We start from the raw sequence: 25,838 nt of genomic DNA, 5'->3' as shown, positions 1-25,838 counted from the left end.
GCAGGCGCCCTCTCCACCAGGTTCGTGTGATCAGGTTGACGTGTTGCCCGCGGTGTCAGGGCGGATCCTGAACCAGATGGCGTACATCGCCGGCAGGAACACCAATGTCATGATGGTCCCCACGAACGTTCCCCCGATCAGGGTGTAGGCCAGCGTCCCCCAGAACACGGAGTGCGTCAGGGGGATGAACGCCAGGATGGCCGCCAGCGCTGTCAGCAGTACCGGGCGGGCCCGCTGTACCGTGGCCTCGACCACTGCGTGAAACGGATCCAGCCCTTGTTGTGCGTTTTGATGGATTTGCCCGATCAGAATCAGCGTATTGCGCATCAAAATGCCCGATAGCGCGATCAGCCCGACCAGCGCATTGATGCCAAACGGCTGCTGGAAGATCAGCAGCGTCGGCACCACGCCAATCAAGCCCAGTGGCGAGGTGAGAAAGACCATGACCATCGCCGAAATAGAGCGGACCTGCACAATGATGATCAGCAGCGTCAAGGCAATCATGATCGGGAAGAGTGGCAACATCGCTTTGCCAGCCTTGCCCGACTCCTCGATGGCCCCCGCCTGCTCGATCCGGTATCCGTCAGGCAATTGATCGATCACCGGCTGCAATGCCTTGATGATCACGCTCGATACGTCTGGTGGCTGCAGGCCTTCGGCGATGTCGCCGCGCACGGTGATGGTCGGCGTACGGTCACGACGCCTCAGGAGCGGATCCTCCATTCGCACATCGACCTCTCCCACCTGGGACAGCGGAATCCGCTGCCCCGCCGTGCCTGCCAACGTAAAACCTTCTATCTTGGCGGGATCGAGCCTGACAGAACCCGCTGCGCGCCCCACCACCTGCACTGCGCGAATGTCCTCACGCACGGTGGTGATCGGTACGCCGGTCAGCAGGAACTGCAGTTGCTGTGCAACTGAAGCAGACGTTAGGCCCACCGCCTGCAGGCGATCTTGATCGAGAGTGAAATGCAGCGTCGGCGTCAGCGGTCCCCAGTCGGTATTGACGGTTCTCATCAGCGGGCTCGACTGCAATACATCCTGCACCTGCCCCGCTATTTCACGCAGTTTTGAAGGATCTGGCCCCATTACCCGGTAGGCAACAGGAAATGGTGAATAGGGACCAAACACCAGTTGCGTCACCCTGATCCGCGCTTGCGGGGCAAGCCCTTCAGCGGCAGCCTCTCGAAGACGCACCTTGAGTGCCTCGCGCTGCTCTTGGCTATCGGTCAGCACCACAATTTTGGCGAACGATGGATCAGGCAGTTCCGGAGCCATCGCCAGATAGAAGCGGGGGGCGCCCTGGCCGATGTAAGACGTGATGATTTTTGCCTCATCCTGCTTTTGCAGCCAGGCCTCCAGGGTCGCAGCGGTCGCGCTGGTCTGCTCGATGGCGGTCCCATACGGCATTTGCACTTCAACCAAGACTTCTGGACGGTCAGAGGTCGGGAAGAACTGCTTTTTAACCAGGCTCATGCCCAGGACCGCTGCGACAAAAGACACAACAACAGCCCCGGCTACCAGCCATTTGCGCGCGATAACCTGCGCCAATACCTGGCGAAATCGATTGTAGTTAGGGGTGTTGTAGATGGCCGCGTGACCGCCCTCGACCTTCTTGATATCCGGCAACATCTTCACCCCCAGATAGGGGGTAAACACGACCGCAACCACCCAGGAGGCAATCAGGGCGATGCCTACGATCCAGAACATGTTGCTGGTGTATTCGCCCGCGGTTGATTGCGCGAAGCCGTTGGGCATAAAGCCAATTGCCGTCACCAGCGTACCGGACAACATCGGCGCGGCCGTGTGACTCCAGGCGTACGCGCAAGCCTTGAGGCGGTCGTAGCCCTCCTCCATTTTTACTACCATCATTTCGATGGCAATAATGGCGTCATCGACCAGCAGGCCAAGTGCCAGAATCAGCGAGCCGAGGGTGATACGGTCAAAGTTCTTGCCGGTGGCGGCCATCACCACAAACACCACGGCCAGCGTTAGCGGAACAGCCGCCGCGACCACAAAACCCACACGCCAGCCCATGCTGAGGAAGCACACCAGCATCACCACCAGCAGCGCAACGAAGAACTTGACCATGAACTCGCCGACAGCCGAATCAATATTCACAGATTGGTCGGTGACCTTGGAGAGCGTCATGCCCAAAGGCATGTCTTGGTTGATCTTGAGCGTTTGCGCGTCCAGTGCCTTGCCGAGGTCAAGGCCATTCCAGCCCTCACGCATCACAATCCCCAGCAGCAGCGCGTCTTCACCGTTGTTACGCACGAGGAAGGTTGCGGGGTCCTCATAGCCGCGTTCGATGGTCGCCACATCAGAGAGCTTGAGCGTCCGCCCCTGAACCGTAATGGCGGTGTCCCGGATTTTTTGCAGTGTGTCGAAGGCGCCATCCAGTCGAAGGAACACCTGCGGCCCTGCGGTATCGATCGAACCGGCAGGTGTGAGCACGTTCTGGTCATTCAGAGCAGCAAAGATAGCCTGAGGGGATACGCCCAGGGTGGCCAGCCGGTCATGGGCAAAGGATACAAAGATACGCTCGGGTTGCTCCCCTATGATATTGACCTTCTTCACCCCCGGGACATGCAAAAGGCGCTGGCGTAGCAACTCGGCATCACGCACCAGCAGCCGCTGCGGCTCGCCCTTGGCTTTCAGGGCAAGAAGCGCAAATGTCACGTCCGAAAACTCGTCGTTGACCATTGGCCCGATAACACCCGGCGGTAGCTTTTTGGCTTCATCGTCGAGCTTTTTGCGCGCCTGATAGAACTCTTCCTGCACCTCAGCCGGTGGCGTGCTATCGAGCAGTGACAGCATCGTGAAGGCAAGACCGGGACGGGTGTAGGTTTCCGAGCGGTCGTACCACTTCAATTCTTGCAGGCGTTTTTCCAGTGGCTCGGCGACCTGATCCTGCATTTCCTGCGCAGTAGCCCCCGGCCAGGCAGTAATGACCGTCATCTGCTTGACCGTAAACGGAGGGTCTTCTGCTCTACCCAGCTGGAAGAACGACAGGATCCCTGCAACGGCAATCAGGAAGATCAGAAATACCGTGATTGAGCGCTCGCGAACGGCAATCGCGGACAGATTAAAACGCCCCTCGCTCATGGACGACTCCCGGCAGCGTTGGCGTGTTCTTGTTGAGGCACTCTCACCGCCTCCCCCTCGTGCAGCAGATGTGCGCCCAGCGCAACGATCTGCTCACCCACCTTGAGATCACCCGCGACTTGCGCAACGTCGTCGCTCAGGCCCAACACCTGAACGGGTCTCCAGCTCACTTTCGCCGGTGTTCCGGCGATAACCCACAGGCCAGTGCCCTGGCCGGGGTCATAAACAGCGGTGATCGACACTTGCATCGTTGGCCGTTGCACGGCGCCTTCAGCGATCCGGAGGGTAACGGTCGAGCCTATGGGTGCATTGGCCAGCGCCCCCTCAAGCACATACCGCGCCTCGAAGGTGCGGGTCATTCGGTCGGCCGAATCGGACAGCAGCCTCAGCTTCGCGGTAACAGCCCCGGTCGTATTGCCATAAAGCGTCGCCTGCGCGGTGGAGCCTGCTGCGGGACGCAATGTCTCGGGCAAGTGCACGATGGCTTCGCGCTGGCCTGCACGTGCCAGACGCAGCACGGGCTGCCCGGGGCTGACGACTTGTCCGGGCTCGGCGAGCGTCTCCACCACAACGCCATCGGCATCCGCCAACAGCACCGCATAACCAGAAGCATTGCTCGCTACATCGGCCTGCGCTTGTGCGGCGCTAAGCTGCGCCTTGGCGGTATCCGCTGCGGCTTTGATCTGGTCATAGGTCGATGCAGAAATAGCACCTGCGGCGACCAGATTGCGATATCGGGCCTCGTCATCCGCTGTCTGTTTGGCTCGGGCCCTGATGGCGATGACTGACGCGTGCTGCGCTTGCGCCTGCAACCTCAGGTCGATGGGGTCCAGGCGCATGAGGGGCTGACCCCGTTCAACGCTCTGGCCGGTGTCAACCAGACGCTCGAGCACTTTGCCTGATACACGAAAACCCAGATCGCCCTGGACACGGGCAGCCACCACTCCGGTGAAAGAACGTGAGACGTCGGAGGCTCCCTGAACAGCCGCGGACCTGACCAGGGGAGCATGCGTGCGCGGATCATCAACGCTGGATGAGTCGCCACATGCCGTCAGGACAAGAGGCAGCAAGCAAGCGGCAATGGGGAAAGGTCGAAGCCGGCGCATAGGTTCCCTTACTGAAATATAGGACGAGCGCCATATTCTCAGCATAGTGACCAATTGTGTCAATGGTCACCAGTCGTAAAACGTTCAGCTTCTCGGTATCGACTAAAAAGCAATAAATGCTCAAGTTATGGCGGTTGAGAGGGTGTGACTTATGCTTGATATGGTCACGTGTGCGCCTGCCGAAGGACACGCAATGTCTCCGCCCTTCCCTCGCTTTTATCGGCCCGGACGACCATCGTCCAGAGGCTCCGCTTGCGGATCGTGACTGGGGGCAGCGTTCTGTCGCACAGCATCATGACGCGACGCCCAGACGCGGGCCGGGCGGATAATGGAAGAAGAAAAAACGCAGCCCAACAGTCAGGGCATAAGGCTGCGCAAGATCAGATTGGTGGTCAGGGTGGGGGCTTCGTCGACAAAATCGAGGTTGTACTGCAACTGCAAAGGGTTAACGAATGGCCGCAGCGCTAAGTGTATAGCGTCGACAGTCTCGTCCAAGGGTGTCTTGCGCTCAAACTCACCTGCCTCTCGCCCTTCCCGTACTATTTGCAGCACGAAGCGCTTGATCTGTGCCTCATACGCCTGGGAGACGGGCCAGCTTTCCGACGCTGCAAATGCTGCGATGTCATAGAGCTTTCTATCGTTGAAGAACAGGTCAACACCGGTCGAGATCAAGGTCTTGACCAAACGTCGAAAGCGCTCGGTAGGCGACAGGTTTGCAACATTGATCGCTTGATCCACTGCCGCGACGATTTGAGCCAGACAGTTTGCGCAGATGGCCTCACCTATCGCCTGTTTGGAATCAAAAAACTTGTAAATGTAAGCCTTGGAAAATCCAATGGCCCTGGCCAGTTCGGAAACCGTGGTTTTACCGTAGCCGTACTGGCTAAAGTGCTGGTTGGCAGCCGCGACAATCTGATCTCGAATGTCGTGATCGGCTGGACCACGGGCGCTGGTTGAAGATGAAAATAGGGATGACTGACTCATCGGATCAGCTTACTCACCCTGGCGACAACTGACAACGTGTGACCACCGGAGATACCGTCGTGTATTTACGTCTGTAGCCTGTTCAGCGCGGGTTTTCGTCAGCACAGACCTGTATCGGTAGCGGCTCAAGAGCCGCCCGCTGCCGGGTTGCGTGCCAACACAGCAGCGATCCCGCCGTCACAAGCACTGCACCTTGCCAGAACTGTGCCTGCAGACTGACGCCCAGCCATGCCGCAGCGAACGCCGATGACAGCACGGGGGCTGAATAGGATGAGGTCGCCAGCAGCGTCAGATTCCCCCGCAGGATGCCGATATTCCATAGTGCGTAACCACCCGCCATGGCGACTCCGGCAGCCAATAGCTCAAGGGAGTTGGCCCACCTGAAGGCCGGGAACTGTTCGTCGCTCACAAACCACTTCAGCCACAGCACCGCGGCCGCCAGTACAAAAAACAGGACCACCAGATTCTGCCCGCCCGCATAGCGGCGGGTGACATTGCAATACAGCGCAAACGTGATCGCACAGGTCAGTGCCAGGCTGTAGCTGAGCGGATTCGACTGCACGTTGCGCACAATGCCCGGCAGGGATAAGCCGTCACCACTGACCACCCACAAGATGCCGAACAGCGCGAGGGCGGAGCCCGGAACGATGAACCAGCGGGTTTTCTGACCATTCATGAAAATCGCCAGCACCACGGTCAGGCAAGGCCACAGGTAATTCACCACGCCCAGTTCGATGGCTTGCTGACGATCACTGGCAAACCCCAGCGCCAACGACAGGCACACTTCGTAAGCGACAAACAAGGCGCTGCCGAGCAGCAGGTAGAGCGTTGATGTCGAGCGGATTCGCGGGCGCCCCAGCAACACGAGCAGCATCAGGGCACCCAACGAATAAATCAGCGCGGCGCCACCCAGCGGGCCGAAATGTTCGCTGACACCCCTGATCAATCCGGCGGCAGTGCTCCACAACACAATCGCTACCAGACCACACGCTGTGGCCGCCCGCTCACCCCTGATCTGCATCATGACCCCATGTTCAAAATGGTAACTCGACCGCGCAGGCTAACCAGCGGGAGAGGCGGGATAAAGCGATATTTTCAGTGAGCTAACGATGACCTGTCGTTATGTGAGGGGCCAGGGCTCGCCTGCGTCGTAACGTCGCAGCAGACAGCTATTGGAAAATCCTGCACAAGCCTTAGAATCCCGCGCTCATTTGCAACCGCCTGAGCCCTGAGTGGGCGCGGCAGTGACCCAAGCGCGTCGCTCAATGGCTGGCCACACCTCGTCGACGTGTGCCCGACTCAACCGCCCTGCCCGTACGGTGGGCATTAGCACAACACACTCTTCGGCTTGGCAATCGCATGCGCAGAGGCGCACGGTCCGCTGTTCGATTTCCAGAGGTTTATATGTCTCCGCGTTTGCTGGCCCTGGCGCTGGCGCCCCTGCTCGGGCTGTTCATTGTTGCATTGGGCAACGGCTTTCTTTCATCCCTGACTACCCTGCGCCTGGATGCTGCCGGCACGTCGGCCACGATGATCGGGGTCGTTTCATCAGCCTATTTCATCGGGTTGACCCTGGGCGCCGTCTTTAATGATCGCTTGATTCTGCGCATCGGTCATATCCGCGCCTACGGCAGTTTTGCCTCGCTGATCGCCGTGACCATTCTGCTCCAGGGCCTGATCTACGACACATGGGGCTGGTTCGTGCTGCGTCTGATCAACGGCTGGGCCACGGTCGGCGTATTCCTGGTGATCGAAAGCTGGTTGCTGCTGGCAGGCGACGCCAAGATTCGCGGGCGCTTGCTCGCGCTGTACATGATCGTGCTGTATGGCGCCGGAGTGCTGGGTCAGGCAGCGTTGGGAACAATCACTGGCTTGAGCGACAGTGCGCCCTTCATGGTGGCCGGCATGCTCGCTTCGTTGTCGGTCCTGCCGATTGTGATCCTGCCACGGGTGTCGCCACTGCTGGACCAGGTTGAGCCACACAAGCCCCGGCAACTGCTGGGCGTGACGCCCACCGGGCTGATCGGGTGTTTCGGCTCGGGTGTCAGCATCGCCGCGATTTACACTTTGCTGCCGCTGTACCTGCAACGCGCGGGCCTGGACGTCGGTGAAGTCGGCAGCATGATGGCCTGGACGATCCTCGGCGCCATGCTCCTGCAATACCCCGTTGGACGCTGGTCCGACCACAAGGATCGCTTGCAGGTGCTGACCCTTCTGGCAGTGGCTTGCACCGTATTGTCGCTGCTGATCGTGCTGCTGCCCTTGTCTTCGACACTGCTGGCCGCGCTGCTGTTCCTGCTCGGCGGCGCGGTGTTTGCGCTATACCCGGTTGCCGTCAGCCATGCCGCCGACCGCGCCCCTGCCGAAGCGTTGGTCCCAATGATCCAGGGCCTGCTGCTGATCAACTCGCTGGGCTCGGCGATCAGTCCGATGATGATCTCGCCGGTGATGAATTCGTTCGGCGCAAACGGCCTGTTCTGGGTCTTCGCGTTGGTTAACCTGTGCATGGTCACGTTCTTCTTCTGGCGCCGTGGCAAGCGCCCGGTACCGGCCAATCCCGCGCCTTTTGCGGCAGCCGCCACCTTCTCCCCGACCGGCGCCGAGCTGCGGGTTACCGAGGATTTGCGCCAGGCGGCTCAGGATCATCCGGCCATGGTCGATGCGTTGAGTGGAGAGCCTGCGCCGCTGAATTAAACCGATGAGGGGCATTTCTAAAAGTAGAAATGCCCTGAATCCACCGTCATACCCCCCTCTTCCCTCCAGATCGTGATTACTATAGCGTCCACCGCCCAGGGTTCAGAAAGCCCGCTGTACCCGAGCCTGAGTTGAGACTCCGAATGAAGTTCACCACGATTTCTGTTGCGCGAAAGCTCAAGTTTTACCAATTGGTAGTGTTCGATCAGGTGCTGCAAAGTGGCTCGCTGGTGCGTGCTGCGCATGCACTCAACCTGACTCAGCCAGCGGTGACGAAGATTATTCATGAGCTGGAGTCGTACTTCGATGCGCCTTTGCTGATTCGTGGCAATCGCGGCGTGACGGCCACTGAGCTGGGGGAATTGGTGGTTCGGCGGGCCAAGTCATTGTTGGCGGAGTTGCGCTCGCTGACGGACGAGGTCAATGCCTTTCAGGAAGGTACTTCCGGGCATGTCATGGTGGGCACCTTGATTTCAGCTTCAACCTCGTTGCTGCCAAGGGCCATGCAGTTGCTCAAGCAACAAGCCCCCGGTGTGCTGGTGTCGCTGCGAGTCGGGCAGATGGACCAACTGTTTCCGGCACTGGCAGTCGGTGAAGTCGATCTGGTGGTGGGCCGCGTGCCTGACGATTGGCGCTGGCGCAATGAGTCACCCATGCTCGATGTCGAGGTGTTGTATGCCGAAGAGTTGAGCGTGGTTGCTGGAGCCGGTCATCCATTACACGGGCGCTCGCCGATCAGTCTCGCCGATTTGCTTGAGTACCCGTGGGTGCTGCCGACCCGTGATTCGCTGCTGCGGCGTACTGCCGACGAACTGTTCGCCGAGGCTGATCTTGCCCCGCCGGGCAATGTGGTCGAGTCGCTGTCGATCCTTACCAACATCACCCTGATGCAAGATCAGCAAACCGTTGCGCTGATGCCGTTCGAAGCCGCGCAACAGTTTGTCAGCGCCGGTTTGCTCAAGGCGTTTGACCTCGGTAAGCCGCTGCAGTTTGGCGATATTGGCTGCTTCTTCTCCAATACGCGGGCGTTGGGGCCTGCGGCACGATTATTTCGCGAGTGCCTGAATCAGGCCCGCTGCGAGTCCAGTGAACGCCTTCCCTCCAAGGCTTGAGGTGCCCATTCAGGTATTCCGATTCAGCATAGCAAGGCGCGACTTTTTTATTATTCACTAATATCCGTTCTCCCTACACTTCCTCCGACTACCCCAATTTTCCGGAGGCTGATGTGTCTGCACCCTTGCCGTTGCTGCGTAATTACATCTCGGGCGAATTCGTCGCTTGCGAGCAGACCTTCCCCAATATTTCGCCCATTGATGGCCGTACGCTCAGCCATGTCTGCGAAGCCGACAACGCGCTGGTCGACCGTGCTGTCGCGGCTGCAAAAGCCGCACAGTACGGGCCTTGGAGTGAGTACAGCGCCAGTCAACGGGCTGCGCTGTTACAGCGTATTGCCGATATTATCGAGCGCCGTTTCGAAGAGTTTGTCGCCGCCGAAGTGTCCGATACCGGACGCCCGGTGCAACAGGCGCGCACCCTGGATATCGCCCGCGGGATTCACAACTTTCGCACTTTCGCCGAGCTGATCAATCAGGCCGGCAGTGAATGTTTTGAGATGCGAACTGCCGATGGCAGTGATGTGTTCAGTTACTCGGTGCGCAAGCCCCACGGTGTGGTGGCAATCATCTCGCCGTGGAATCTGCCGATGCTGTTGATGACCTGGAAAGTGGCCCCGGCATTGGCGTGTGGCAACTCAGTGGTGATCAAACCGTCGGAGGACTCACCGTCCACCGCGACCCTGCTCGCCGAAGTCATGCACGAAGCGGGGTTGCCTGCAGGCGTGTTTAACCTGGTGCACGGCTTCGGGCCGGGGTCGGCCGGCGAGTTTCTGATCCGTAACCCGGATGTGGATGCCATCACCTTTACCGGCGAGTCGCGCACCGGCGAAACCATCATGAAGGTCGCCGCCGAAGGCGTGCGTGATGTGTCGTTCGAACTGGGCGGCAAGAACGCAGCCGTCGTGTTTGCCGACTGTGATTTCGACGCCGCGGTGGCCGGTGTTTTGCGCTCCAGCTTCACCAATGCCGGTCAGGTGTGCCTGTGCTCGGAGCGGGTGTATGTCGAGCGGCCGATCTATGAGCGCTTTGTGGCGGCCATGAAAGCCGGTGCCGAAGCATTGAAAATCGGCTACCCGGATGAAGATGGCGTGAACATGGGGTCGCTGATTTCGCATAAGCATCGCGACAAGGTATTGGGTTACTTCGAATTGGCCCGCAACGAAGGTGCAACCGTCGTCACTGGTGGCGGCGTGCCGTGTTTTGGTGACGAGCGCGATAACGGTGCCTACGTGCAACCGACCATCTGGACGGGCCTCAACGATGACGCGCGGTGTGTGCGTGAAGAGGTATTCGGTCCGGTTTGCCACATTGCCCCGTTCGACGCGGACGATGAAGTCGTGCGACGCGTCAACGATTCGCCTTACGGCCTGGCCACTGCCTTGTGGACCCGCGACTTGAAGCGCGCGCATACGGTCTCGCGGCGGTTCAAGGTCGGCATGGTGTGGGTCAACACCTGGTTCCTGCGCGATCTGCGCACCCCGTTTGGCGGTACGCGCCTGTCAGGCCTGGGCCGTGAAGGCGGCCGCCATTCGCTGGATTTCTACTCGCAAATCACCACCATCTGCGTCAACCCTTGAGCCTCGGAGTTTCGCCCATGCATGCAGCTCTTATAGAAGCGGCCCGTCGGCTGCGCCAGGCCGAACGCGACGGGAAACCGTGCGCTCCGGTGCGCGAACTGATCGCCAGCGCCCTCGCCGCAGACCCTTCAATCGATCCGGTCGCCCTCGCCTACGCCGTGCAGCAGTACAACAATACGGCCGCCATCGAGGCTGGCCAGCGTCCGGTCGGGCGCAAAGTCGGCCTGACTTCACGTGCGGTCCAGCAACAGTTGGGCGTCGATCAACCGGACTTTGGCCAATTGTTCGCCAGTATGGCCCGTGGTGACGATCAGCCGATTGCCTGGAGCGACACCCGGCAACCAAAGGTCGAGGCGGAAATCGCCCTGGTGCTGGAACACGACCTGTGCCACGAGCGCCATACCGTCGCCGATCTGATTCGCGCGACCGCATTCGCCTTGCCTGCCATCGAAGTGGTCGGCAGCCGGATCGCCCAGTGGGATATCCAGCTGGTCGACACCATTGCCGATAATGCCTCCTCAGGCCTGTTTGTGCTGGGCACTCGTCCGGTGCAGCTGTCGCGGCTGGATCTGGTGCGCTGCGGCATGAGCATGACTTTGGGCGCAGAGCCGGTATCGGTTGGCGCCGGTGCCGCCTGCCTGGGCAACCCGTTGAACGCCGCCGTATGGCTGGCCGACACCCTGGCGCGGCTGGGGACGCCATTGCGCGCTGGCGACATTCTGCTGACCGGTGCCCTCGGCCCGATGGTGGCGGCGCGGCCGGGCAATGTGTTCACCGCCCATATCCAGGGGCTGGGCAGCGTCACCGCTGCCTTCGACCTGCAATCGTGATCGTGGAGCCCTGCATGAATCAGAAACTGAATATCGCCATCGTCGGTTCCGGCAACATCGGTACCGACCTGATGATCAAGGTATTGCGCAACGCCCGGTATTTGCAGATGGCGGTCATGGTCGGTATCGACGAGCATTCCGACGGCCTGGCCCGTGCCCGGCGCATGGGCGTGGCGACCACCCATCAGGGTGTCGAAGGGTTGATTGAAATGGCGCAGTTTGCCGACATCGATTTCGTCTTCGACGCCACATCGGCTACTGCCCACGTGCACAACGCGGCCTTGTTGCGCAAAGCCAGGCCGGGCATCCGCCTGATTGACCTGACACCGGCGGCTATCGGCCCGTACTGTGTGCCCGTGGTGAACCTGGATCAGATCATGGATCAGCTCAATGTCAACATGGTCACCTGCGGCGGGCAGGCCACTATCCCGATGGTGGCCGCGGTATCGCGCGTCGCCAAAGTGCATTACGCCGAGATCATCGCCTCGATTGCCAGTAAATCTGCCGGCCCCGGCACCCGCGCCAACATCGATGAATTCACCGAAACCACTTCGCGGGCAATTGAGGTGATCGGCGGCGCAGCCAAGGGCAAGGCGATCATCGTGATGAACCCAGCCGAGCCGCCGTTGATGATGCGCGACACCGTGTATGTGCTGTCCGAGGCTGCCGATCAGGCCAGCGTCGAGGCGTCCATCGAGCGCATGGCGCAAGCGGTACAGGCTTACGTGCCGGGGTATCGCCTTAAACAAAAAGTCCAGTTCGACGTGATCAGTGCCGACGCGCCGCTGCTGATTCCCGGCCACGGGCATTTCAGCGGGCTGAAGACGACGGTGTTCCTCGAAGTTGAAGGCGCTGCCCACTATTTGCCTGCTTATGCCGGCAACCTCGACATCATGACCTCCGCTGCCTTGGCCACCGCCGAGCGTATGGCGCAGTCGATGCTTAACGCCTGAGGAGATTTGCGATGACGTTCAACCCCGGCAAAAAGCTCTACATTTCCGATGTCACCCTACGCGACGGCATGCATGCGATCCGGCACCAGTACTCACTGAGCCAGGTGCAGGCCATCGCCCGTGCGCTGGATCAGGCACGTGTTGATTCGATCGAAGTCGCCCACGGTGACGGTTTGCAGGGTTCAAGCTTCAACTATGGCTTTGGCGCCCATACCGATCTGCAATGGATAGAAGCCGTGAGTGATGTGCTGACTCACGCCAAAGTCGCAACACTCTTGCTGCCTGGCATTGGCACCCTGCATGACCTCAAAAATGCGTATCAGGCCGGAGCGCGCATTGTGCGGGTGGCCACCCATTGCACCGAAGGCGATGTCTCGCGCCAGCACATCGAGTATGCCCGCACGCTGGGTATGGACACTGTCGGTTTTCTGATGATGAGCCACATGATCAGCCCGCAGCAATTGTCCGCTCAGGCATTGTTGATGGAGGGCTATGGCGCCACCTGCATCTACGTGGTCGACTCCGGTGGCGCGATGGGCATGCAGGATATTCGTGAGCGTTTCCAGGCCCTCAAAGCCGTGCTCAAGCCCGAGACCCAGACCGGTGTGCATGCCCACCATAACCTGAGCCTGGGTGTGGCCAATTCTATTGTTGCGGTTGAGGAAGGCTGTGACCGCATCGATGCCAGCCTTGCCGGCATGGGCGCGGGTGCCGGCAATGCGCCGCTTGAAGTGTTTATTGCCGCTGCGCAGCGCATGGGCTGGAACCACGGCACCGACCTCTACACCTTGATGGACGCCGCCGACGATATCGTGCGCCCACTACAGGATCGCCCGGTACGCGTTGACCGCGAGACCTTGGCCCTTGGCTACGCCGGGGTGTACTCCAGTTTCCTGCGCCACGCCGAAGTTGCCGCGCACAAATACGGCCTCAAAACCGTGGATATCCTCGTCGAGCTTGGCAAACGGCGCATGGTCGGCGGCCAGGAAGACATGATCGTCGATGTCGCTCTGGATCTGCTGAAACGCTAACCCGATACCCCCTGGCGCAGCGGACGTGATCGCGATCAATCGCGAGCATGCCCGCTCCTGCCCGGAACATCGCGCTGGACCCTCTGAAATCGTGCAAGGAGCTACACCCATGAGCACCGATATCGCTCACATCGCCAAGGCCCTGGACCAGGCAGCCCGTAAAGCCGAAGCCGTGGCGCAATTCAGTACCCATACACCGTTTAGCCTCGACGAGGCCTACCTGATCCAGCGTGCCTCGATGCAACACCGCTACGCTGCCGGCGAGCGCCAGATCGGCCTCAAACTGGGCTTTACCAGCCGCGCGAAGATGATGCAGATGGGCGTCGACAGCCTGATCTGGGGCTGGCTCACCGACGCCATGCTCGAAGAGGATGGCGGTGTCGTCGACCTGCAGCGCTTCATCCACCCGCGGGTTGAACCGGAGGTGTGCTTTATCACTCGGCGTACCATCGACCGACCGCTGACCGCACTGGAAGCGGTCGACTACCTGGAAGCCGTAGCGCCTGCGATCGAGATCATCGACTCACGTTACCAAGCGTTCAAGTTCAGCCTTGAAGACGTGGTCGCTGACAACTGCTCTTCATCCGGCCTCGTGGTTGGCGCCTGGTCCAGAGACTTCGCCCAGTTGAACAACGCCGGGGTGCTGATGCGCATCAATGGCCGAGTGGTTCAGGCCGGCTCAACCGCCGCCATCCTCGGGCATCCGCTACGCAGCCTGGTGCAGGCTTCGCAGTTGCTGGCCCGGGCAGAAATCGCCCTGCCCGCCGGCAGTTTGATTATGGCCGGTGCCGCGACCGCTGCAGAGGCCTTGAGTCCTGGTGCGTGTGTCAGCGTGGAAGTTGCCGGCTTCGGCGAGTGCGGTTTCAGCGTGGCAGCCAAACAAGGAGAGGCATGATGAACATTAACCGATCCACCGTTGTGCCCGGAAAAGCCACACCTCGCGGGCGCTTTCCACATATCAGGCGTGCCGGTGACTTCCTCTACGTGTCAGGCACTAGTTCGCGCCGTCCGGACAATAGTTTCGAAGGCGTGGAAGTCGACGCCATGGGCACGACACGCCTGGATATTCGCGCGCAAACCCGGGCCGTGATCGAGAACATCCGCGACATTCTCGAGAGCGAAGGTGCAGGCCTTGGCGACCTGGTCGAGATCAGCAGTTTTCTCGTCGACATGAACGACTTTGACGGATACAACCAGGTCTACGCGCAGTACTTTGACGAGACCGGTCCCACCCGCACCACCGTAGCCGTGCACCAATTGCCACACCCGCACTTGCGCATCGAAATCAAAGCCGTGGCCTACGCCCCCCTCAACGCTTAAGGACAATTCAATGGACAAGCATCATTTCAGTCCACCCCTGAACTTCAATCGCTGGATCGAAGAGTACGCGCACCTCCTCAAGCCACCGGTGGGCAATCGTCAGCTGTGGAAAGACAGCGACACCATGGTCACAGTGGTCGGTGGCCCTAACCAGCGCACGGACTTTCATGACGACCCGGTGGAAGAGTTCTTCTATCAGTTCAAAGGCAATGCCTACCTCAATATCTGGGACCGCGGTCAATACGAGCGCATTGATTTGCGTGAGGGCGACATGTACCTAATGGCCCCGCATGTCATCCATTCGCCCCAGCGGCCTGAGCCCGGCAGCCTCTGCCTGGTAATCGAAAAAGCCCGGCCTGAGGGTCAGTTCGACGCCCTGCAATGGTCTTGCGCCCACTGTGGCACGCTGGTCAAACGCTATGAGTTACAGCTGCAGAGCATCGTCAACGATCTGCCGCCCGTCTATGAACAGTTCTACGCCACCAGCGACGCTGAACGACGCTGCAACGGCTGCGGTGAAATCCACCCGGGTCGTGACTGGCAGACGTGGCACCGCACCCTCGAAGCGGTAAAACGCCCATGAAAATCGACATGCATTCACACTTTTTCCCCACCATCAACCAAGCCGAAGCCGCTCGTTTGAGCCGTGATCGCGGGCCGTGGTTACACACCAGTGGGCGCACCGGCCAGATCATGATCGGCGATAAGCCGTTTCGTCCGGTGCACGACGTGCTGTGGGACATGAACCGCAGGATAGAGCACCTCGACGAGCAAAACCTGGACGCACAGATCATGTGCGCTACGCCGGTGATGTTCGCCTACGATGCGCCCATTGAACGTGCCCTGCCCTGGGCGCAATTGATGAATGACCGTGCACTGGAAATGACTGCTGTGGCACCGGACCGGCTCAAGGTGCTGGCTCAAGTGCCCTTGCAGGATATCGACGCCGCGTGCCGCGAAGCCAGCCGTGCCAAAGCTGCCGGCCACGTGGGCGTACAAATCGGCAACCACGTCGGCAATCAGGACCTGGACCACGAAGGCCTGGTGACGTTCTTTACCCACTGCGCCCTGGATGGTATTCCGGTGCTGGTGCACCCGTGGGACATGATGGGCGGCGAGCGCATGCGCAAGTGGATGCTGCCGTGGCTGGTAGCGATGCCAGCGGAAACCCAGTTGGGCATCCTGTCGCTGATCTTGTCGGGAGCCTTTGAACGTATTCCAGCCTCACTGCGGCTGTGCTTTGCCCACGGCGGTGGCGGTTTTGCGTTCCTGCTGGGCCGTGTGGACAACGCCTGGAAACACCGCGATATCGTGCGTGAGGACTGTCCTGAACTGCCGTCGAGTTACGTCAAACGCTTCTTCGTCGACTCCGCCGTGTTCGATCCGCGCTCACTGAAGTTGCTGGTGGACGTGATGGGCAGCGACCGTGTGATGCTCGGCTCTGACTCACCCTTTCCGCTGGGCGAGCAACGTATCGGTTCCGGTGTGATCGAGCATCCGGAACTGACCCCGCAGTCCAAGTCGCTTATTCTGGGAAGCAACGCGCAGGCGTTCTTCGGGCTCTGAGGCGATTCAAGCGGCACCAAGCCCTGCTGCGAGTGATCGCAGCAGGGCTTTTTACGCGGTGATTCGGGGGGAAGTCGCTGGCGGGAAAATCGGGGGCGGGAATCGAGGCGGCTCAGTCAAGTGCCTCTGCCTCTCACTTGACTGAGCCGAAACAGCAAACCATCAGAACCTGTAGCGCACGCCCATTTGCAATCCTTCGGGGTTTTCGTTGCGCAGCGGGCTTTCCAGGTTCCAACTGACCGGGTAGCGCACCTCGGAATCACGGTTATGGTGAACGTACCCATACACGGCGTAGAGGTCAGTCTGTTTGTTGAGGTTATAGATGTAGGCCAGGTTGATACCGCTTGCGTCGCTCAATGCTTCGTTCTTGCGGTCATCCTTGTAGACCACGCTGAACGCAACGTTCTGGTTGCCCCAGAAGTTGTGGCGGATGCCCAACTGCAGGTCGCTTCCGTTGGACTCGAAATCGACCCAGGGGGCATAGGCGTAGTAACCGGTATAACGATGATAGACCGCCGTCAGGTCTGTGGTGCCCATGGTGTAGACCAGCGTGAAGTAGGCATCGGTCGCCTGCTCCATGGTGTGGTTATCCCACAGGTTGCGCTGGTATTTGCGGTCCACGGCGGCGGCGAAATACCACGGGCTGTCCGCCCAGTAATCGATGCTGGTGCTGTAGACCACGCCGTCGCGGCTGCCGTCGTTTTCGCCCAGGGTGGCCATGCCGCGAAATTGAAAACCCTCGTACCGCGGGCTGATGTACATCAGCGAGTTGTCCTCTCGCCACGGTGCATAAAACACCTGGACGTTATTGATCAGGCTGTAGTCGTTGCCGTACAACGGGTCGGCGTAGCCGTAGCTGTTGGCTGACGGCGTGTCCTGGCGACCCGCGCTCAGCGTCCCCCAACGTTCGGAAATGATCTGGTAATAGACTTCGCGTTTGCCGGTCGAGTCGTCGGAATGAGGGTTGTACATGGCTTCGTAGACAGCATTGAGCTTGATGTCATCGTTCACCGCCTGGGTCCACTTGAACTGAATGCGGTTGGCGCTGAGCCCCGCACCTGTCAACCGGTCCACGGTATCGCCTCCCGAATGTGCCACTTCATACGTCAGGTCAACCACCCCGGACACCTTGAACTCCGCGTAGCAAGCACCACTCAGCAAAGGAATGACGAACAATAGTTTACGCATGAAAAACTCCGGACACGACGAAAGTGCTGGTCGGTGGCTTGTCGCCAAGCCACCGCCAGACTTTTCTTAATTATTTTTATGTTGAGGCGTCAGTTACGGCGTGTTCAGTCTCGGGCCGGCCACGGTTTGCTCGGCGCGGTGAAGCTCGGCGTGCCCAGCAACGGCGTCGACAATGCGTAGAAACCATGATTGGTGAAGACCCAGATCAAATTGCGGTCGTACTCGGTGTAGGTCCCGTGGGTCAGGTTGCCCATGGCGTAACTCGCCACGTTCTTGGTATCGAACGGCGGCACGAAGTACGCACCGATGGTCGGCTTGCCGGGTTCGCGCACATCAAATACCTGCACCCCAGCGTTGTAGAACGCGTAGGGCAGGATCCCCTCCCGCGAGATCCCCGGCTGGGTGTAGTAACCCGAACGCTTGGGCCCAAAGCTGCCTTTGCGCTGGCAATAATCGGTGAACGCAGCGTCTTTAGGTGGCATCGGGCGGGGCAGTACAGACTCTATGACCGGTTTTTTCGGGTCGCTGACGTTGACCGCGAAAATGTCTTTTTTGGCCTCGAAGCAATCTTCCGACAGCGGGTAACCACTGAAATAGAGGATGCCGGTCTTCTCCACTTGCGAGACGTCAATGCTGTCGCCTTCGGTGCCCGCTACGCTTACCGGAAACTCCAGATGGCTGACCACTTTCATGTTGTCGGCCTGGGTAATGTCCACCACATAGAGCCCCATCCCGCCCATTGCCGCATAGCCATACTTGCCGCCCTGCTCGACGGGTGTCGGAATGAACAGCGACATGCGTGCGCCCATCCATGAAGCCCGGTTGCCGGCACGCGGGTTGGCCTTGAACACGGCTTCGTGCTGTGGATCGCCGACGATTTGCCCTGGCACGGTGAGCATCTGCAACAGTTTCGGGTTGCTTGGGTCCGACATGTCCCAGGACTGGTAACCGGCGTTGTACAAGTCGTTGGGGTATTCGGTCAGCGCATATTTATCGCTGGGTGCGGCGGCCACGTACATGACGTCGCCACCGAAGTAAGCCGGGATGTCGCGTACACCGGAGCCCTGTTGCTCGCCAATCGGTGCATCGGGATGCTCGATGTCGCTGGTGCGGGTGGCGATCAGTTTCCAGTCGTTGGGCAGCGGTCCGTTCATCTCATAGACCTTGAAGCCCTTGAGGTGCCTGGATTTGCGGATGGCTTCGACTTTGTCCGGTTCGCGGTATTTATCATTCAGTACGCCAAAACGCCGTACTTCGAAGGACTGGACCATGATGTTTTTGCCCAGTTTCTTGTTCCACTGCACCGTTGCTGCACCAAACATATCGTCGGGGGCGTAGGGGTTTTCTTCGGCACTCGGGCCTTCAGGGCCCCAGGTCGAACCCTTGGTGAACACCAGCTTCACGTCCTTGGGATGAGTGATATCGAAGATCTTCAGATTGCGCCGAACGTACTGGTAGAGGTAACGCTTGCCGTCGAAGTCGACGATATTCTGCCAGGTGTGGAACGGCTCGACCGTGATCGGGTAGTACGCCTCGACGGTCATGTTCTTGATGTAGCTCTTGGTGTCCCAGTAATCCAGCTCACCGGCAAACGGCTCGCCTTCGTGACTGAATGGCGTCGCCACAGGGTGGGTGAACTTGCCCGTCGCTTTGTCCATGCCATAGCTGCCGGGTGCGGGCATGGCCGGGATCTTGTCCACGGACAACGCCGTCTGCTGTTTGACGAACGGATCGGTGATGTTGACCGGGGCCGAACTGTCAGCGTGGGCTGTGGACCAGAGCGCCAACATCACACATGTGGTCAGCGTGCCTTTGAGGAATGGCGCACTGGATTTGAGGGGGAGTCGCATTGTTTTCATTATTCACTCCAGGGGGTGGTGCCCGGTTGGGCCTTACAGGTCATTGCCAAGGGTGGTGGGTTGAAAAAACACAGGCCGGTGCCGCGCACCGTCCTCACAAAATGTCGATGGGGTAATCGGTAATCAGCCGGAAGTCGTCGAGGTTGCCCGAGCCCTGGTCGCTGTTCGCCCGATGCCAGGCTTGGCGCGCCCGCACACTCAAACCTTTGGCGGGGCCGGACTGGACGATGTAGCGCACTTCCAGATTGGTTTCGTGATGTTTGCCATCGTCGCCGTAGCGCCCGGAATAAGGGCCTGTGGCGGCAATGTGGCTGCCATCGATGCCCCACCCGCGCACGTAGCGGCTCATGAAGGTCAGGCCGGGCACGCCGTAAGTCGCCAGCGACACGTCGTAACGCACCTGCCAGGATTTCTCCTGCGGGCCGTTGAAGTCGGAAAATTGCGCAGCGTTGGGCAACTGAATCGAGGCCCCCTGATCGTTGCCGTTACGACCATTGCGGTCGTTGTCGCCCACGCCCAGGTAATCGAACGGCGTGTCGCCATCGATTTTCTGCAAGCCCAACAGCCAGCGGTGTGCGCCATGGCGCCAGAAGGTCGACAGACCGACACTGGTGTTGTCGATCTCACCGGCCCTGGCCCGCCCCGTATCCAGGGTGCGATACGCGCTAAGGCCTAGCCCGAACTGATTCAGCGTGTCGATATCGGTACGGCTTTCGAGGTTGACGTAGTACTGGTTCCAGATGTCCTCGAAACGCGAGCCGTACAGGCTGACGCTGACCTGCGGCGTCAATTGATAGCTGCCGCCCAGGTAGTCTGCGGTTGGCGTCGTCACGCCGGCCATGACAGCCCACAGATCACCATCGGCATGGGTGGTGACGGGGCTGGTAGCAGCAGTGAAGTGCCCGGCCTGAACTTCAAGCCCTTCGACTTCGCGACTGATCAGTGACAAACCAGTGGCGGTCTGCGGCACGATTCGAAAATGGCTGACGCCAAACACCGGTGTCTGCGGTCGTTGTTCGCCCACCTTCAGAACGCTGTTGGACAAACGCAGCTTGAGCGCAGCGCCGACTTTGGAATAGTTGTCCGCCGGTTGGCCATCATCATGCACGGGCAAGTTGCCCGTGCCGGATTTGTCGGCGGGTGCATCCAGCTTCAAGCCCAGGTACGCAAACGCTTCTACGCCAACCCCAAGGGTGCCTTGGGTAAAGCCGGAGTTGAAGTGGCCGAGTACGCCCTGGGTCCAGTCGCGAGCGTCACGGCGACCGTCTTCCTTGCTGCGATTGAAGTAGGAGTTGCGCAGCAATACTTCGACATCACTGCCTGCGATAAACCCGTCCCCAGGTGCCGTTAGCTCAGCGCCGAATGCAGGCAGCGCGCAGGCGCTGGCCAACAACAGAACAAGGGCTCTGGTGTTATTCATGACAATCCCCAAGGTGGAAGGCGCGCCGAAACCTGATTTATCGGCACGCGCAATCGACCAGGGCAAGCCGGTGCCCGGTCAATGCATCAGCAGAAGAAAGTGCCGGACCGTCCGTGGTCAGGCATAGCCACTCAGCGTTGCAGTGGCAACGGCTTGGGCGCGTCGGTCAGTACGAGGTTTTTTTGCCGAAAGCGCAGGAAGTAGATCAGCAGGATCACCGCCAGGAACGGCACGCCGCAGAGCAAGGTCGGGGCAAACTCTTCAGTGAAAAGCGTGGTGATCATGACTGCCAGCATCAACAACAACCCGCCAAGGCTGGTCCATGGGTAGCCCCACAGTTTGAAAGCCAAAGGCTGGCCAGCCTGACGCCGACGGAAGAACAAGTGCGTGAGGAAAATCCCGGCCCAGGTGAACATTGCACCGAACATCGCAATGGACATCATCAAGGTGAAGGCTTTTTCCGGGTAGGCCAGGTACAGCAGCGTAGCCAGACCGATCCCTACCGAGGACAACAACAGTGCCGGCAGCGGTACACCTTTACTGTTCACGCGGCCAAATACCGAGGGCGCCTGACCGGCCCGCGACAAGCTGAACATCAATCGCGTGGTGATGTAGAGCTGGCTGTTCATCGCTGACAGCGCCGCGATCAGAATCACCGCGTTAAACACTGCTCCTGCATAAGGCACGCCGGTCGCTGCCATCACCGTCACGAACGGGCTCTGGCCCCCGCTGTTCTGGCCCCAGGGCACAATCGCCAATACCAGCGCGATGGTCAGCAGGTAAAACACGACCAGGCGCACCACGGTGATCCGGAACGCACGCGTGACTGCGCGTTGCGGATCCTTGGCCTCGCCCGCCGCCACCGCGATCATCTCGATGCTCAGGTAACTGAAGAACGCCACAATCACCGCCACCCAGGTACCCCACCAGCCGTTCGGGAAAAATCCGCGGTCATTGGTGTAATTGGCAAAACCGATGCCGGTATCGGCCGGAGCGCCGTATACCACATAAGCCCCCAACAGAATGAACACCACAATCGCGCACAGCTTGATCAGCGAAAACACGTATTCAATGGCGCCAAACACCTTGACGCTGAAGGCGTTGGCGATGATCAGTGCCATGGAAAACGCAACCATCCAGTAACCGCCCGGCACGTCCGGATACCAGTACTTCATGTACATCGCCGCGGCGGTGATTTCGGTACCCACGGCGAATACAATCGACGACCAATAGGCGTAGCGAATCGCGAACCCGAACCAGGGCGCCACGTAAAACTCGGCGAACGAACCAAACGAACCCGACGTGGGATGGCGCACGGTCATCTCCGCCAGACAGCCCATCAACAACAGGGCAATCAGGGCGCCGATGCCATAGCTGACCAGCACACTGGGGCCGGCAAAACCAATGGCAAATCCGCTGCCCAGAAACAGCCCGGTGCCGATGGCGCCACCAATGGCGATCATCGACAACTGGCCGCTGGTAAGGCTTTGTTTCAAGCCTTTTTCACGATCCATCAAGTGTTCGAAGGTGCTAGTTGTTTTTGTCATTGCACAATTGCTCCGAATCGGTGGGAGGGGCTCAGGTCACTGACTTGCGGGCCAGAAACTCAGGGCGATCCCATTCTTTTTGTTCGAGGATTTCTCGCAAGGCGACCACGCTGTCCCAAATGTCCACATAGCGGATGTACAGCGGTGCAAAACCAAACCGCAGGATGTCGGGCGCACGGAAGTCGCCAACGATGCCGCGGGCGATCAATGCCTGCATCACGGCGTAAGCCTGTTCATGGGCCAGCGACACTTGGCTGCCACGCTGTTCGCCGTCGCGCGGAGAGCGCAACTCGACGCCCAGGCCGGCCAACTGCTGATCGCACAGCGAAATGAACAGGTCGCCCAAAGCCACGCTTTTTTGTCGAAGCGCATTGAGGTCGACGTCATCGAATACCTCCAGCGCCGCTTCCAGTGCCAATACACCCAGTTGCGGCGCAGTGCCTGCGAGCATGCGGCCGATGCTGGGGTGAGGCCGGAAGTGATGATCGAAATCGAACGGTTTGGCATGTCCATGCCAGCCCGTGATCGGTTGGCGCATATGGGGAATATGACGCTCGGCAACGAACACAAATGCCGGAGCACCCGGACCGCCATTGAGGTATTTGTAGCCGCAACCCACGGCGAAGTCGGCATTGACCTCGTTCAGCGCAATGGGCATGGCACCGGCCGAGTGGCACAAGTCCCATACCACCAGCGCGCCGACCGCATGGGCCCGCTCAGTGATGCGCGCCATGTCGTAGCGCTTGCCGGATTTGAAGTTGACATGTGTCAGCGACACAATCGCAACCTCTTCATCCAAGGCATCAAGGATGTCGTCCGGCTCGACGCAGCGTAATTGGTTGCCCGTCAATTCGGCCACACCATCGGCAATGTAAACGTCAGTCGGAAAGTTGCCGCGTTCGGCCAGAATCACCCGACGGCCAGGCCGCAAGCGGGTGGCGGCGACCAGCACTTTAAACAGATTGATCGAGGTCGAGTCGGCAACAATGACTTCGTGGCCTTGTGCGCCAATCAACCCGGCAATTTTCGCCCCGGTACGCTGGGGTGCCGGGTACCAGTCGGCATCATTCCAGGAACGAATCAGGCCATGAGCCCATTCCTGCTTGATCACTTTCTCAATCCGCGCCGGAATGTGCGCAGGCATTGCGCCCAACGAGTTGCCATCGAGGTAGATTTCGCCCTCAGGCAAGTCGAAACGCTCACGGGAGCTGCGCAACTCATCCCTCTGATCAAGGTATTCAAAGTCCGCTCGGGTGCCGGGGGTGGACGTGGACATAAACGCTCCTTCTCAATTGTTCTTATACGGGTGGGGCTAACGGGCCGCTTGCTGATCGGGCCCGCAACGGGCAGCGATCCTCCTTGCACTGCAAACCGGTAGACAGGCCGCTGCGAAGTGGCTTGATGCTAACCGCACATGCCATTACCCGAAAATAGAAAAGCCTGCGCCAAGTATTCTGGACTGTTATAGCTGGCGATCATCAACCGCCCCTGCGCCACGCGTTGGCTCTGATCGTCAGTTTTGTCGCGGCAGATTCTGGCCCTGGCTCGGGCATTGATGCGCAGGTCAGTCGGGGGCTACGGGATAACTCCTGCGCGGCGCAGGCGCGTGTCATCCAGCACGGTCAGGACGGGGTGTTGTCGAGGATGAACTCAATCAATGCTCGGGATGCGGCCGACAATTGTCGGTGAGGCGGGTAAATGATCGAGAATGGCCGGCTGCGCCCGCTCAGGGCTGGAAGAATTTCCACCAGTTGCCCGCTCTGCACTTTACTGCGCACGATGAAGTCATAGGTCTGGCAAATGCCCAGACCGCTTTCGGCCAGGGAAACAATACCCAGGACATCATCCGACACTTGTACATTGGCCTGCGGTAGCCATTCGATATTTTTCCCGTCAAGGCAGAACAGCCAGGGCCCGATCTTGCCACTGCTGGGCATGATGAACGGCAGGCAAACGTGCTTGCGTAACGTTTCAAGCGTGGTGGGAACGCCGGCACGCGCCAGGTATGCAGGTGAAGCGACCAGGCATAGCCGTGCATCTTCCAGCTTGCGGCCCACCAGACCGCTGTCCGGCAAATGTCCAAGACGAATTGCCAGATCGTAGCCTTCGGCGACCAGGTCGACATTACGGTTAGTGATGCTCAGCTCAACCCGCACCGCCGGGAATTGTCGGGTGAATGCACTGAGCATCGGCGGCAAACGATGATGACCGTAAGTGGTCGGCACACTGAGCCTGACGCCCCCGCTTAACTCGCCTTCCTGGCCGCGGATGTTGCGCTCGGCTTCTTCAATCCGGGTAAAGGCAGAGCGCATTTGTTCCAGGTACAGCTTGCCGGCATCGGTCAGGCTGAGCTTGCGGGTGGTGCGTCGCAATAATTGCACGCCAAGACGTGATTCAAGCCGGCTCAATGCACGGCTGAGCACCGAAGGCGTGGTTGCCAGGGCCACGGCAGCAGCACTGACAGTGCCCTGTTCAACCACACGAATAAAGACTTCCACATCCCCAAGATGGTCGAATCTGCGTGACATTATTATTGCTTCCAAAGTCCAAATGAATTGCATTGGCGGTTGTTTATCGCCATCTGACACATCAATAGAGTATCCGGGCAGCGGCGGCAACTGTTCGCCCGATTAACTCTGGAACCGACATGAAAACACTGACCCGTATCGCCCTGGCCGCAGCCCTCGCCAGCACCAGCCTGGGCGCCAGCGCCGGCAACGTACTTGTGGTGCTTTCCGATTCGCCGAAGCTCGATTTGAAGGACGGTAAGGTGTTTGCGACCGGTTTCTACCTGAACGAGCTTTTGCAACCGGTGAAGCTGCTGCTTGACGCTGGCCATCACGTCACCTTTGCGACTCCCAACGGCAATGCCCCGACGGTGGACAAAACGTCCATCGATAAAATGTACTTCAACAACGATGAAGCCGAACTTCAGACGTATAAGGACTTGCTTGCTCAACTGAAATTGAACCTGCCGGAACAATCACCGGTCATCAGCCTTTCCCGTGTAGAGCAGCTCGGTTATGCGCATTTCGACGCGGTGTACATTCCCGGCGGGCATGCCCCCATGCAGGATCTGCTCCACAGCCGCCCACTGGGGCGTTTGTTGAAGGACTTCCATGAGCAGGGCAAGACCACTGCGCTCGTTTGTCATGGCCCGATTGCCCTGCTGTCGACCTTGCCGGATGCCGAGAACTTCACGCGCCAACTCCAGCGTGCGAAACCGGTCAAAGGCAGTGCCGACTGGATTTATGCGGGTTACAAGATGACCGTGATCAGCAACAAGGAGGAGGAAGAAGCCAAAGGGCTGCTCAACGGTGGCGCGATGAAGTTTTACCCGCAGACCGCGCTGGAACAGGCCGGGGGGCTTTACCGCAGCAACGCTTCGAACTGGACCCCTTATGTGGTCATCGATCGCGAATTGATCACGGGCCAGAACCCGTCCTCGGCCAATCAGGTCGGCAAGGCATTGCTTGATCGGCTGAAATGACCCACCTGCGGTGACAAGCCGGTTTCGCGTCTGAATACACGGCTGAAGTG

Annotated in this window: 21 protein-coding genes; 11 read left to right on the top strand and 10 right to left on the bottom strand. The window is 59.5% G+C overall.

The window, feature by feature from the left end; all coding sequences use genetic code 11:
- Window positions 1–30 precede the first annotated feature (30 nt).
- The 4 genes from DQN55_RS11465 to yddG all read right to left on the bottom strand — a co-directional run bounded on the left by DQN55_RS11465 (window position 31) and on the right by yddG (window position 6,219).
- On the bottom strand, window positions 31–3,108 hold the full coding sequence (locus DQN55_RS11465; protein ID WP_048379816.1) for an efflux RND transporter permease subunit: 3,078 nt from the start codon (window positions 3,106–3,108) through the stop codon (window positions 31–33).
- A complete protein-coding gene (locus DQN55_RS11460) occupies window positions 3,105–4,214 on the bottom strand; it encodes an efflux RND transporter periplasmic adaptor subunit (RefSeq protein ID WP_048379818.1) in 1,110 nt (369 codons plus the stop codon). The genes DQN55_RS11465 and DQN55_RS11460 overlap by 4 nt, the downstream gene beginning before the upstream one ends.
- A gap of 357 nt (window positions 4,215–4,571) precedes the next feature.
- Window positions 4,572–5,198, bottom strand: a complete 627-nt coding sequence (locus DQN55_RS11455; RefSeq protein ID WP_048379819.1) for a TetR/AcrR family transcriptional regulator — start codon at window positions 5,196–5,198, stop codon at window positions 4,572–4,574.
- A gap of 82 nt (window positions 5,199–5,280) precedes the next feature.
- The gene (yddG, locus tag DQN55_RS11450; RefSeq protein WP_048380639.1) at window positions 5,281–6,219 is read right to left on the bottom strand and encodes an aromatic amino acid DMT transporter YddG; all 939 of its coding nucleotides are present in this window, start codon (window positions 6,217–6,219) and stop codon (window positions 5,281–5,283) included.
- A gap of 383 nt (window positions 6,220–6,602) precedes the next feature.
- Between yddG and DQN55_RS11445 the strand changes: the two genes are divergently transcribed.
- From DQN55_RS11445 to DQN55_RS11400, 10 genes are all read left to right on the top strand, one after another.
- A complete protein-coding gene (locus DQN55_RS11445) occupies window positions 6,603–7,892 on the top strand; it encodes an MFS transporter (protein WP_048379821.1) in 1,290 nt (429 codons plus the stop codon).
- A 143-nt stretch (window positions 7,893–8,035) separates the two neighbouring features.
- Window positions 8,036–9,004, top strand: coding sequence for a LysR substrate-binding domain-containing protein (locus DQN55_RS11440; RefSeq protein ID WP_048379823.1), 969 nt, complete (start codon window positions 8,036–8,038; stop codon window positions 9,002–9,004).
- Window positions 9,005–9,117: 113 nt separating this feature from the next.
- Window positions 9,118–10,584 (top strand): 2-hydroxymuconic semialdehyde dehydrogenase, encoded by a 1,467-nt coding sequence (locus DQN55_RS11435; protein WP_048379826.1) that lies wholly within the window; start codon window positions 9,118–9,120, stop codon window positions 10,582–10,584.
- 17 nt (window positions 10,585–10,601) lie between these two features.
- The gene (locus DQN55_RS11430) at window positions 10,602–11,414 is read left to right on the top strand and encodes a fumarylacetoacetate hydrolase family protein (protein WP_048379828.1); all 813 of its coding nucleotides are present in this window, start codon (window positions 10,602–10,604) and stop codon (window positions 11,412–11,414) included.
- A 14-nt stretch (window positions 11,415–11,428) separates the two neighbouring features.
- Complete coding sequence (locus DQN55_RS11425) at window positions 11,429–12,367, top strand: acetaldehyde dehydrogenase (acetylating) (RefSeq protein ID WP_048379830.1); 939 nt, start codon at window positions 11,429–11,431, stop codon at window positions 12,365–12,367.
- Window positions 12,368–12,378: 11 nt separating this feature from the next.
- Entirely contained in the window at window positions 12,379–13,398 is a 1,020-nt protein-coding gene (gene dmpG, locus DQN55_RS11420; RefSeq protein WP_048379832.1) for a 4-hydroxy-2-oxovalerate aldolase, read from the top strand.
- Between the two features lie 109 nt (window positions 13,399–13,507).
- Window positions 13,508–14,293 carry a 2-keto-4-pentenoate hydratase gene (locus DQN55_RS11415; protein ID WP_048379834.1) on the top strand — a complete coding sequence of 262 codons (786 nt, stop codon included), beginning with the start codon at window positions 13,508–13,510 and terminating at the stop codon, window positions 14,291–14,293.
- The gene (locus tag DQN55_RS11410; protein WP_088500013.1) at window positions 14,293–14,718 is read left to right on the top strand and encodes a RidA family protein; all 426 of its coding nucleotides are present in this window, start codon (window positions 14,293–14,295) and stop codon (window positions 14,716–14,718) included. The genes DQN55_RS11415 and DQN55_RS11410 overlap by 1 nt, the downstream gene beginning before the upstream one ends.
- Before the next feature lie 10 nt (window positions 14,719–14,728).
- The gene (locus DQN55_RS11405) at window positions 14,729–15,301 is read left to right on the top strand and encodes a 3-hydroxyanthranilate 3,4-dioxygenase (RefSeq protein ID WP_048379838.1); all 573 of its coding nucleotides are present in this window, start codon (window positions 14,729–14,731) and stop codon (window positions 15,299–15,301) included.
- A complete protein-coding gene (locus DQN55_RS11400) occupies window positions 15,298–16,284 on the top strand; it encodes an amidohydrolase family protein (protein WP_048379840.1) in 987 nt (328 codons plus the stop codon). Before DQN55_RS11405 ends, DQN55_RS11400 begins: the two co-directional genes overlap by 4 nt.
- A gap of 162 nt (window positions 16,285–16,446) precedes the next feature.
- Here DQN55_RS11400 and DQN55_RS11395 read toward each other — a convergent pair whose 3' ends face one another.
- The 6 genes from DQN55_RS11395 to DQN55_RS11370 all read right to left on the bottom strand — a co-directional run bounded on the left by DQN55_RS11395 (window position 16,447) and on the right by DQN55_RS11370 (window position 24,826).
- A complete protein-coding gene (locus DQN55_RS11395; protein ID WP_048379841.1) occupies window positions 16,447–17,472 on the bottom strand; it encodes a porin in 1,026 nt (341 codons plus the stop codon).
- Between the two features lie 104 nt (window positions 17,473–17,576).
- Entirely contained in the window at window positions 17,577–19,331 is a 1,755-nt protein-coding gene (locus tag DQN55_RS11390) for an LVIVD repeat-containing protein (RefSeq protein WP_197714149.1), read from the bottom strand.
- Window positions 19,332–19,425: 94 nt separating this feature from the next.
- On the bottom strand, window positions 19,426–20,751 hold the full coding sequence (locus tag DQN55_RS11385; RefSeq protein ID WP_053070909.1) for an OprD family porin: 1,326 nt from the start codon (window positions 20,749–20,751) through the stop codon (window positions 19,426–19,428).
- A gap of 131 nt (window positions 20,752–20,882) precedes the next feature.
- Entirely contained in the window at window positions 20,883–22,298 is a 1,416-nt protein-coding gene (locus tag DQN55_RS11380; RefSeq protein ID WP_048379843.1) for an amino acid permease, read from the bottom strand.
- Between the two features lie 31 nt (window positions 22,299–22,329).
- Entirely contained in the window at window positions 22,330–23,574 is a 1,245-nt protein-coding gene (gene kynU / locus DQN55_RS11375) for a kynureninase (RefSeq protein ID WP_048379845.1), read from the bottom strand.
- A gap of 346 nt (window positions 23,575–23,920) precedes the next feature.
- Entirely contained in the window at window positions 23,921–24,826 is a 906-nt protein-coding gene (locus DQN55_RS11370) for a LysR family transcriptional regulator (protein WP_048379847.1), read from the bottom strand.
- A gap of 119 nt (window positions 24,827–24,945) precedes the next feature.
- Here DQN55_RS11370 and DQN55_RS11365 point away from each other — a divergent pair, with 119 nt between their 5' ends.
- Entirely contained in the window at window positions 24,946–25,788 is an 843-nt protein-coding gene (locus DQN55_RS11365; protein ID WP_048379849.1) for a type 1 glutamine amidotransferase domain-containing protein, read from the top strand.
- Window positions 25,789–25,838: the final 50 nt, after the last annotated feature.

It is taken from the genome of Pseudomonas taetrolens, from assembly GCF_900475285.1.
GTDB classification, from domain to species: Bacteria; Pseudomonadota; Gammaproteobacteria; order Pseudomonadales; family Pseudomonadaceae; genus Aquipseudomonas; species Aquipseudomonas taetrolens.
The sequence above is the reverse complement of the archived record's forward strand: the minus strand, read 5'-3'. Positions and strand labels throughout refer to the sequence as shown.

Bases quoted from the DNA above. Each gene is read 5' to 3' on its own strand.
- DQN55_RS11465 (WP_048379816.1), bottom strand. From the start codon at position 3,108: ATGAGCGAGGGGCGTTTTAATCTGTCCGCGATTGCCGTTCGCGAGCGC.
- DQN55_RS11460 (WP_048379818.1), bottom strand. From the start codon at position 4,214: ATGCGCCGGCTTCGACCTTTCCCCATTGCCGCTTGCTTGCTGCCTCTT.
- DQN55_RS11455 (WP_048379819.1), bottom strand. From the start codon at position 5,198: ATGAGTCAGTCATCCCTATTTTCATCTTCAACCAGCGCCCGTGGTCCA.
- yddG (WP_048380639.1), bottom strand. From the start codon at position 6,219: ATGCAGATCAGGGGTGAGCGGGCGGCCACAGCGTGTGGTCTGGTAGCG.
- DQN55_RS11445 (WP_048379821.1), top strand. From the start codon at position 6,603: ATGTCTCCGCGTTTGCTGGCCCTGGCGCTGGCGCCCCTGCTCGGGCTG.
- DQN55_RS11440 (WP_048379823.1), top strand. From the start codon at position 8,036: ATGAAGTTCACCACGATTTCTGTTGCGCGAAAGCTCAAGTTTTACCAA.
- DQN55_RS11430 (WP_048379828.1), top strand. From the start codon at position 10,602: ATGCATGCAGCTCTTATAGAAGCGGCCCGTCGGCTGCGCCAGGCCGAA.
- DQN55_RS11425 (WP_048379830.1), top strand. From the start codon at position 11,429: ATGAATCAGAAACTGAATATCGCCATCGTCGGTTCCGGCAACATCGGT.
- dmpG (WP_048379832.1), top strand. From the start codon at position 12,379: ATGACGTTCAACCCCGGCAAAAAGCTCTACATTTCCGATGTCACCCTA.
- DQN55_RS11415 (WP_048379834.1), top strand. From the start codon at position 13,508: ATGAGCACCGATATCGCTCACATCGCCAAGGCCCTGGACCAGGCAGCC.
- DQN55_RS11410 (WP_088500013.1), top strand. From the start codon at position 14,293: ATGAACATTAACCGATCCACCGTTGTGCCCGGAAAAGCCACACCTCGC.
- DQN55_RS11405 (WP_048379838.1), top strand. From the start codon at position 14,729: ATGGACAAGCATCATTTCAGTCCACCCCTGAACTTCAATCGCTGGATC.
- DQN55_RS11400 (WP_048379840.1), top strand. From the start codon at position 15,298: ATGAAAATCGACATGCATTCACACTTTTTCCCCACCATCAACCAAGCC.
- DQN55_RS11395 (WP_048379841.1), bottom strand. From the start codon at position 17,472: ATGCGTAAACTATTGTTCGTCATTCCTTTGCTGAGTGGTGCTTGCTAC.
- DQN55_RS11390 (WP_197714149.1), bottom strand. From the start codon at position 19,331: ATGAAAACAATGCGACTCCCCCTCAAATCCAGTGCGCCATTCCTCAAA.
- DQN55_RS11385 (WP_053070909.1), bottom strand. From the start codon at position 20,751: ATGAATAACACCAGAGCCCTTGTTCTGTTGTTGGCCAGCGCCTGCGCG.
- DQN55_RS11380 (WP_048379843.1), bottom strand. From the start codon at position 22,298: ATGACAAAAACAACTAGCACCTTCGAACACTTGATGGATCGTGAAAAA.
- kynU (WP_048379845.1), bottom strand. From the start codon at position 23,574: ATGTCCACGTCCACCCCCGGCACCCGAGCGGACTTTGAATACCTTGAT.
- DQN55_RS11370 (WP_048379847.1), bottom strand. From the start codon at position 24,826: ATGTCACGCAGATTCGACCATCTTGGGGATGTGGAAGTCTTTATTCGT.
- DQN55_RS11365 (WP_048379849.1), top strand. From the start codon at position 24,946: ATGAAAACACTGACCCGTATCGCCCTGGCCGCAGCCCTCGCCAGCACC.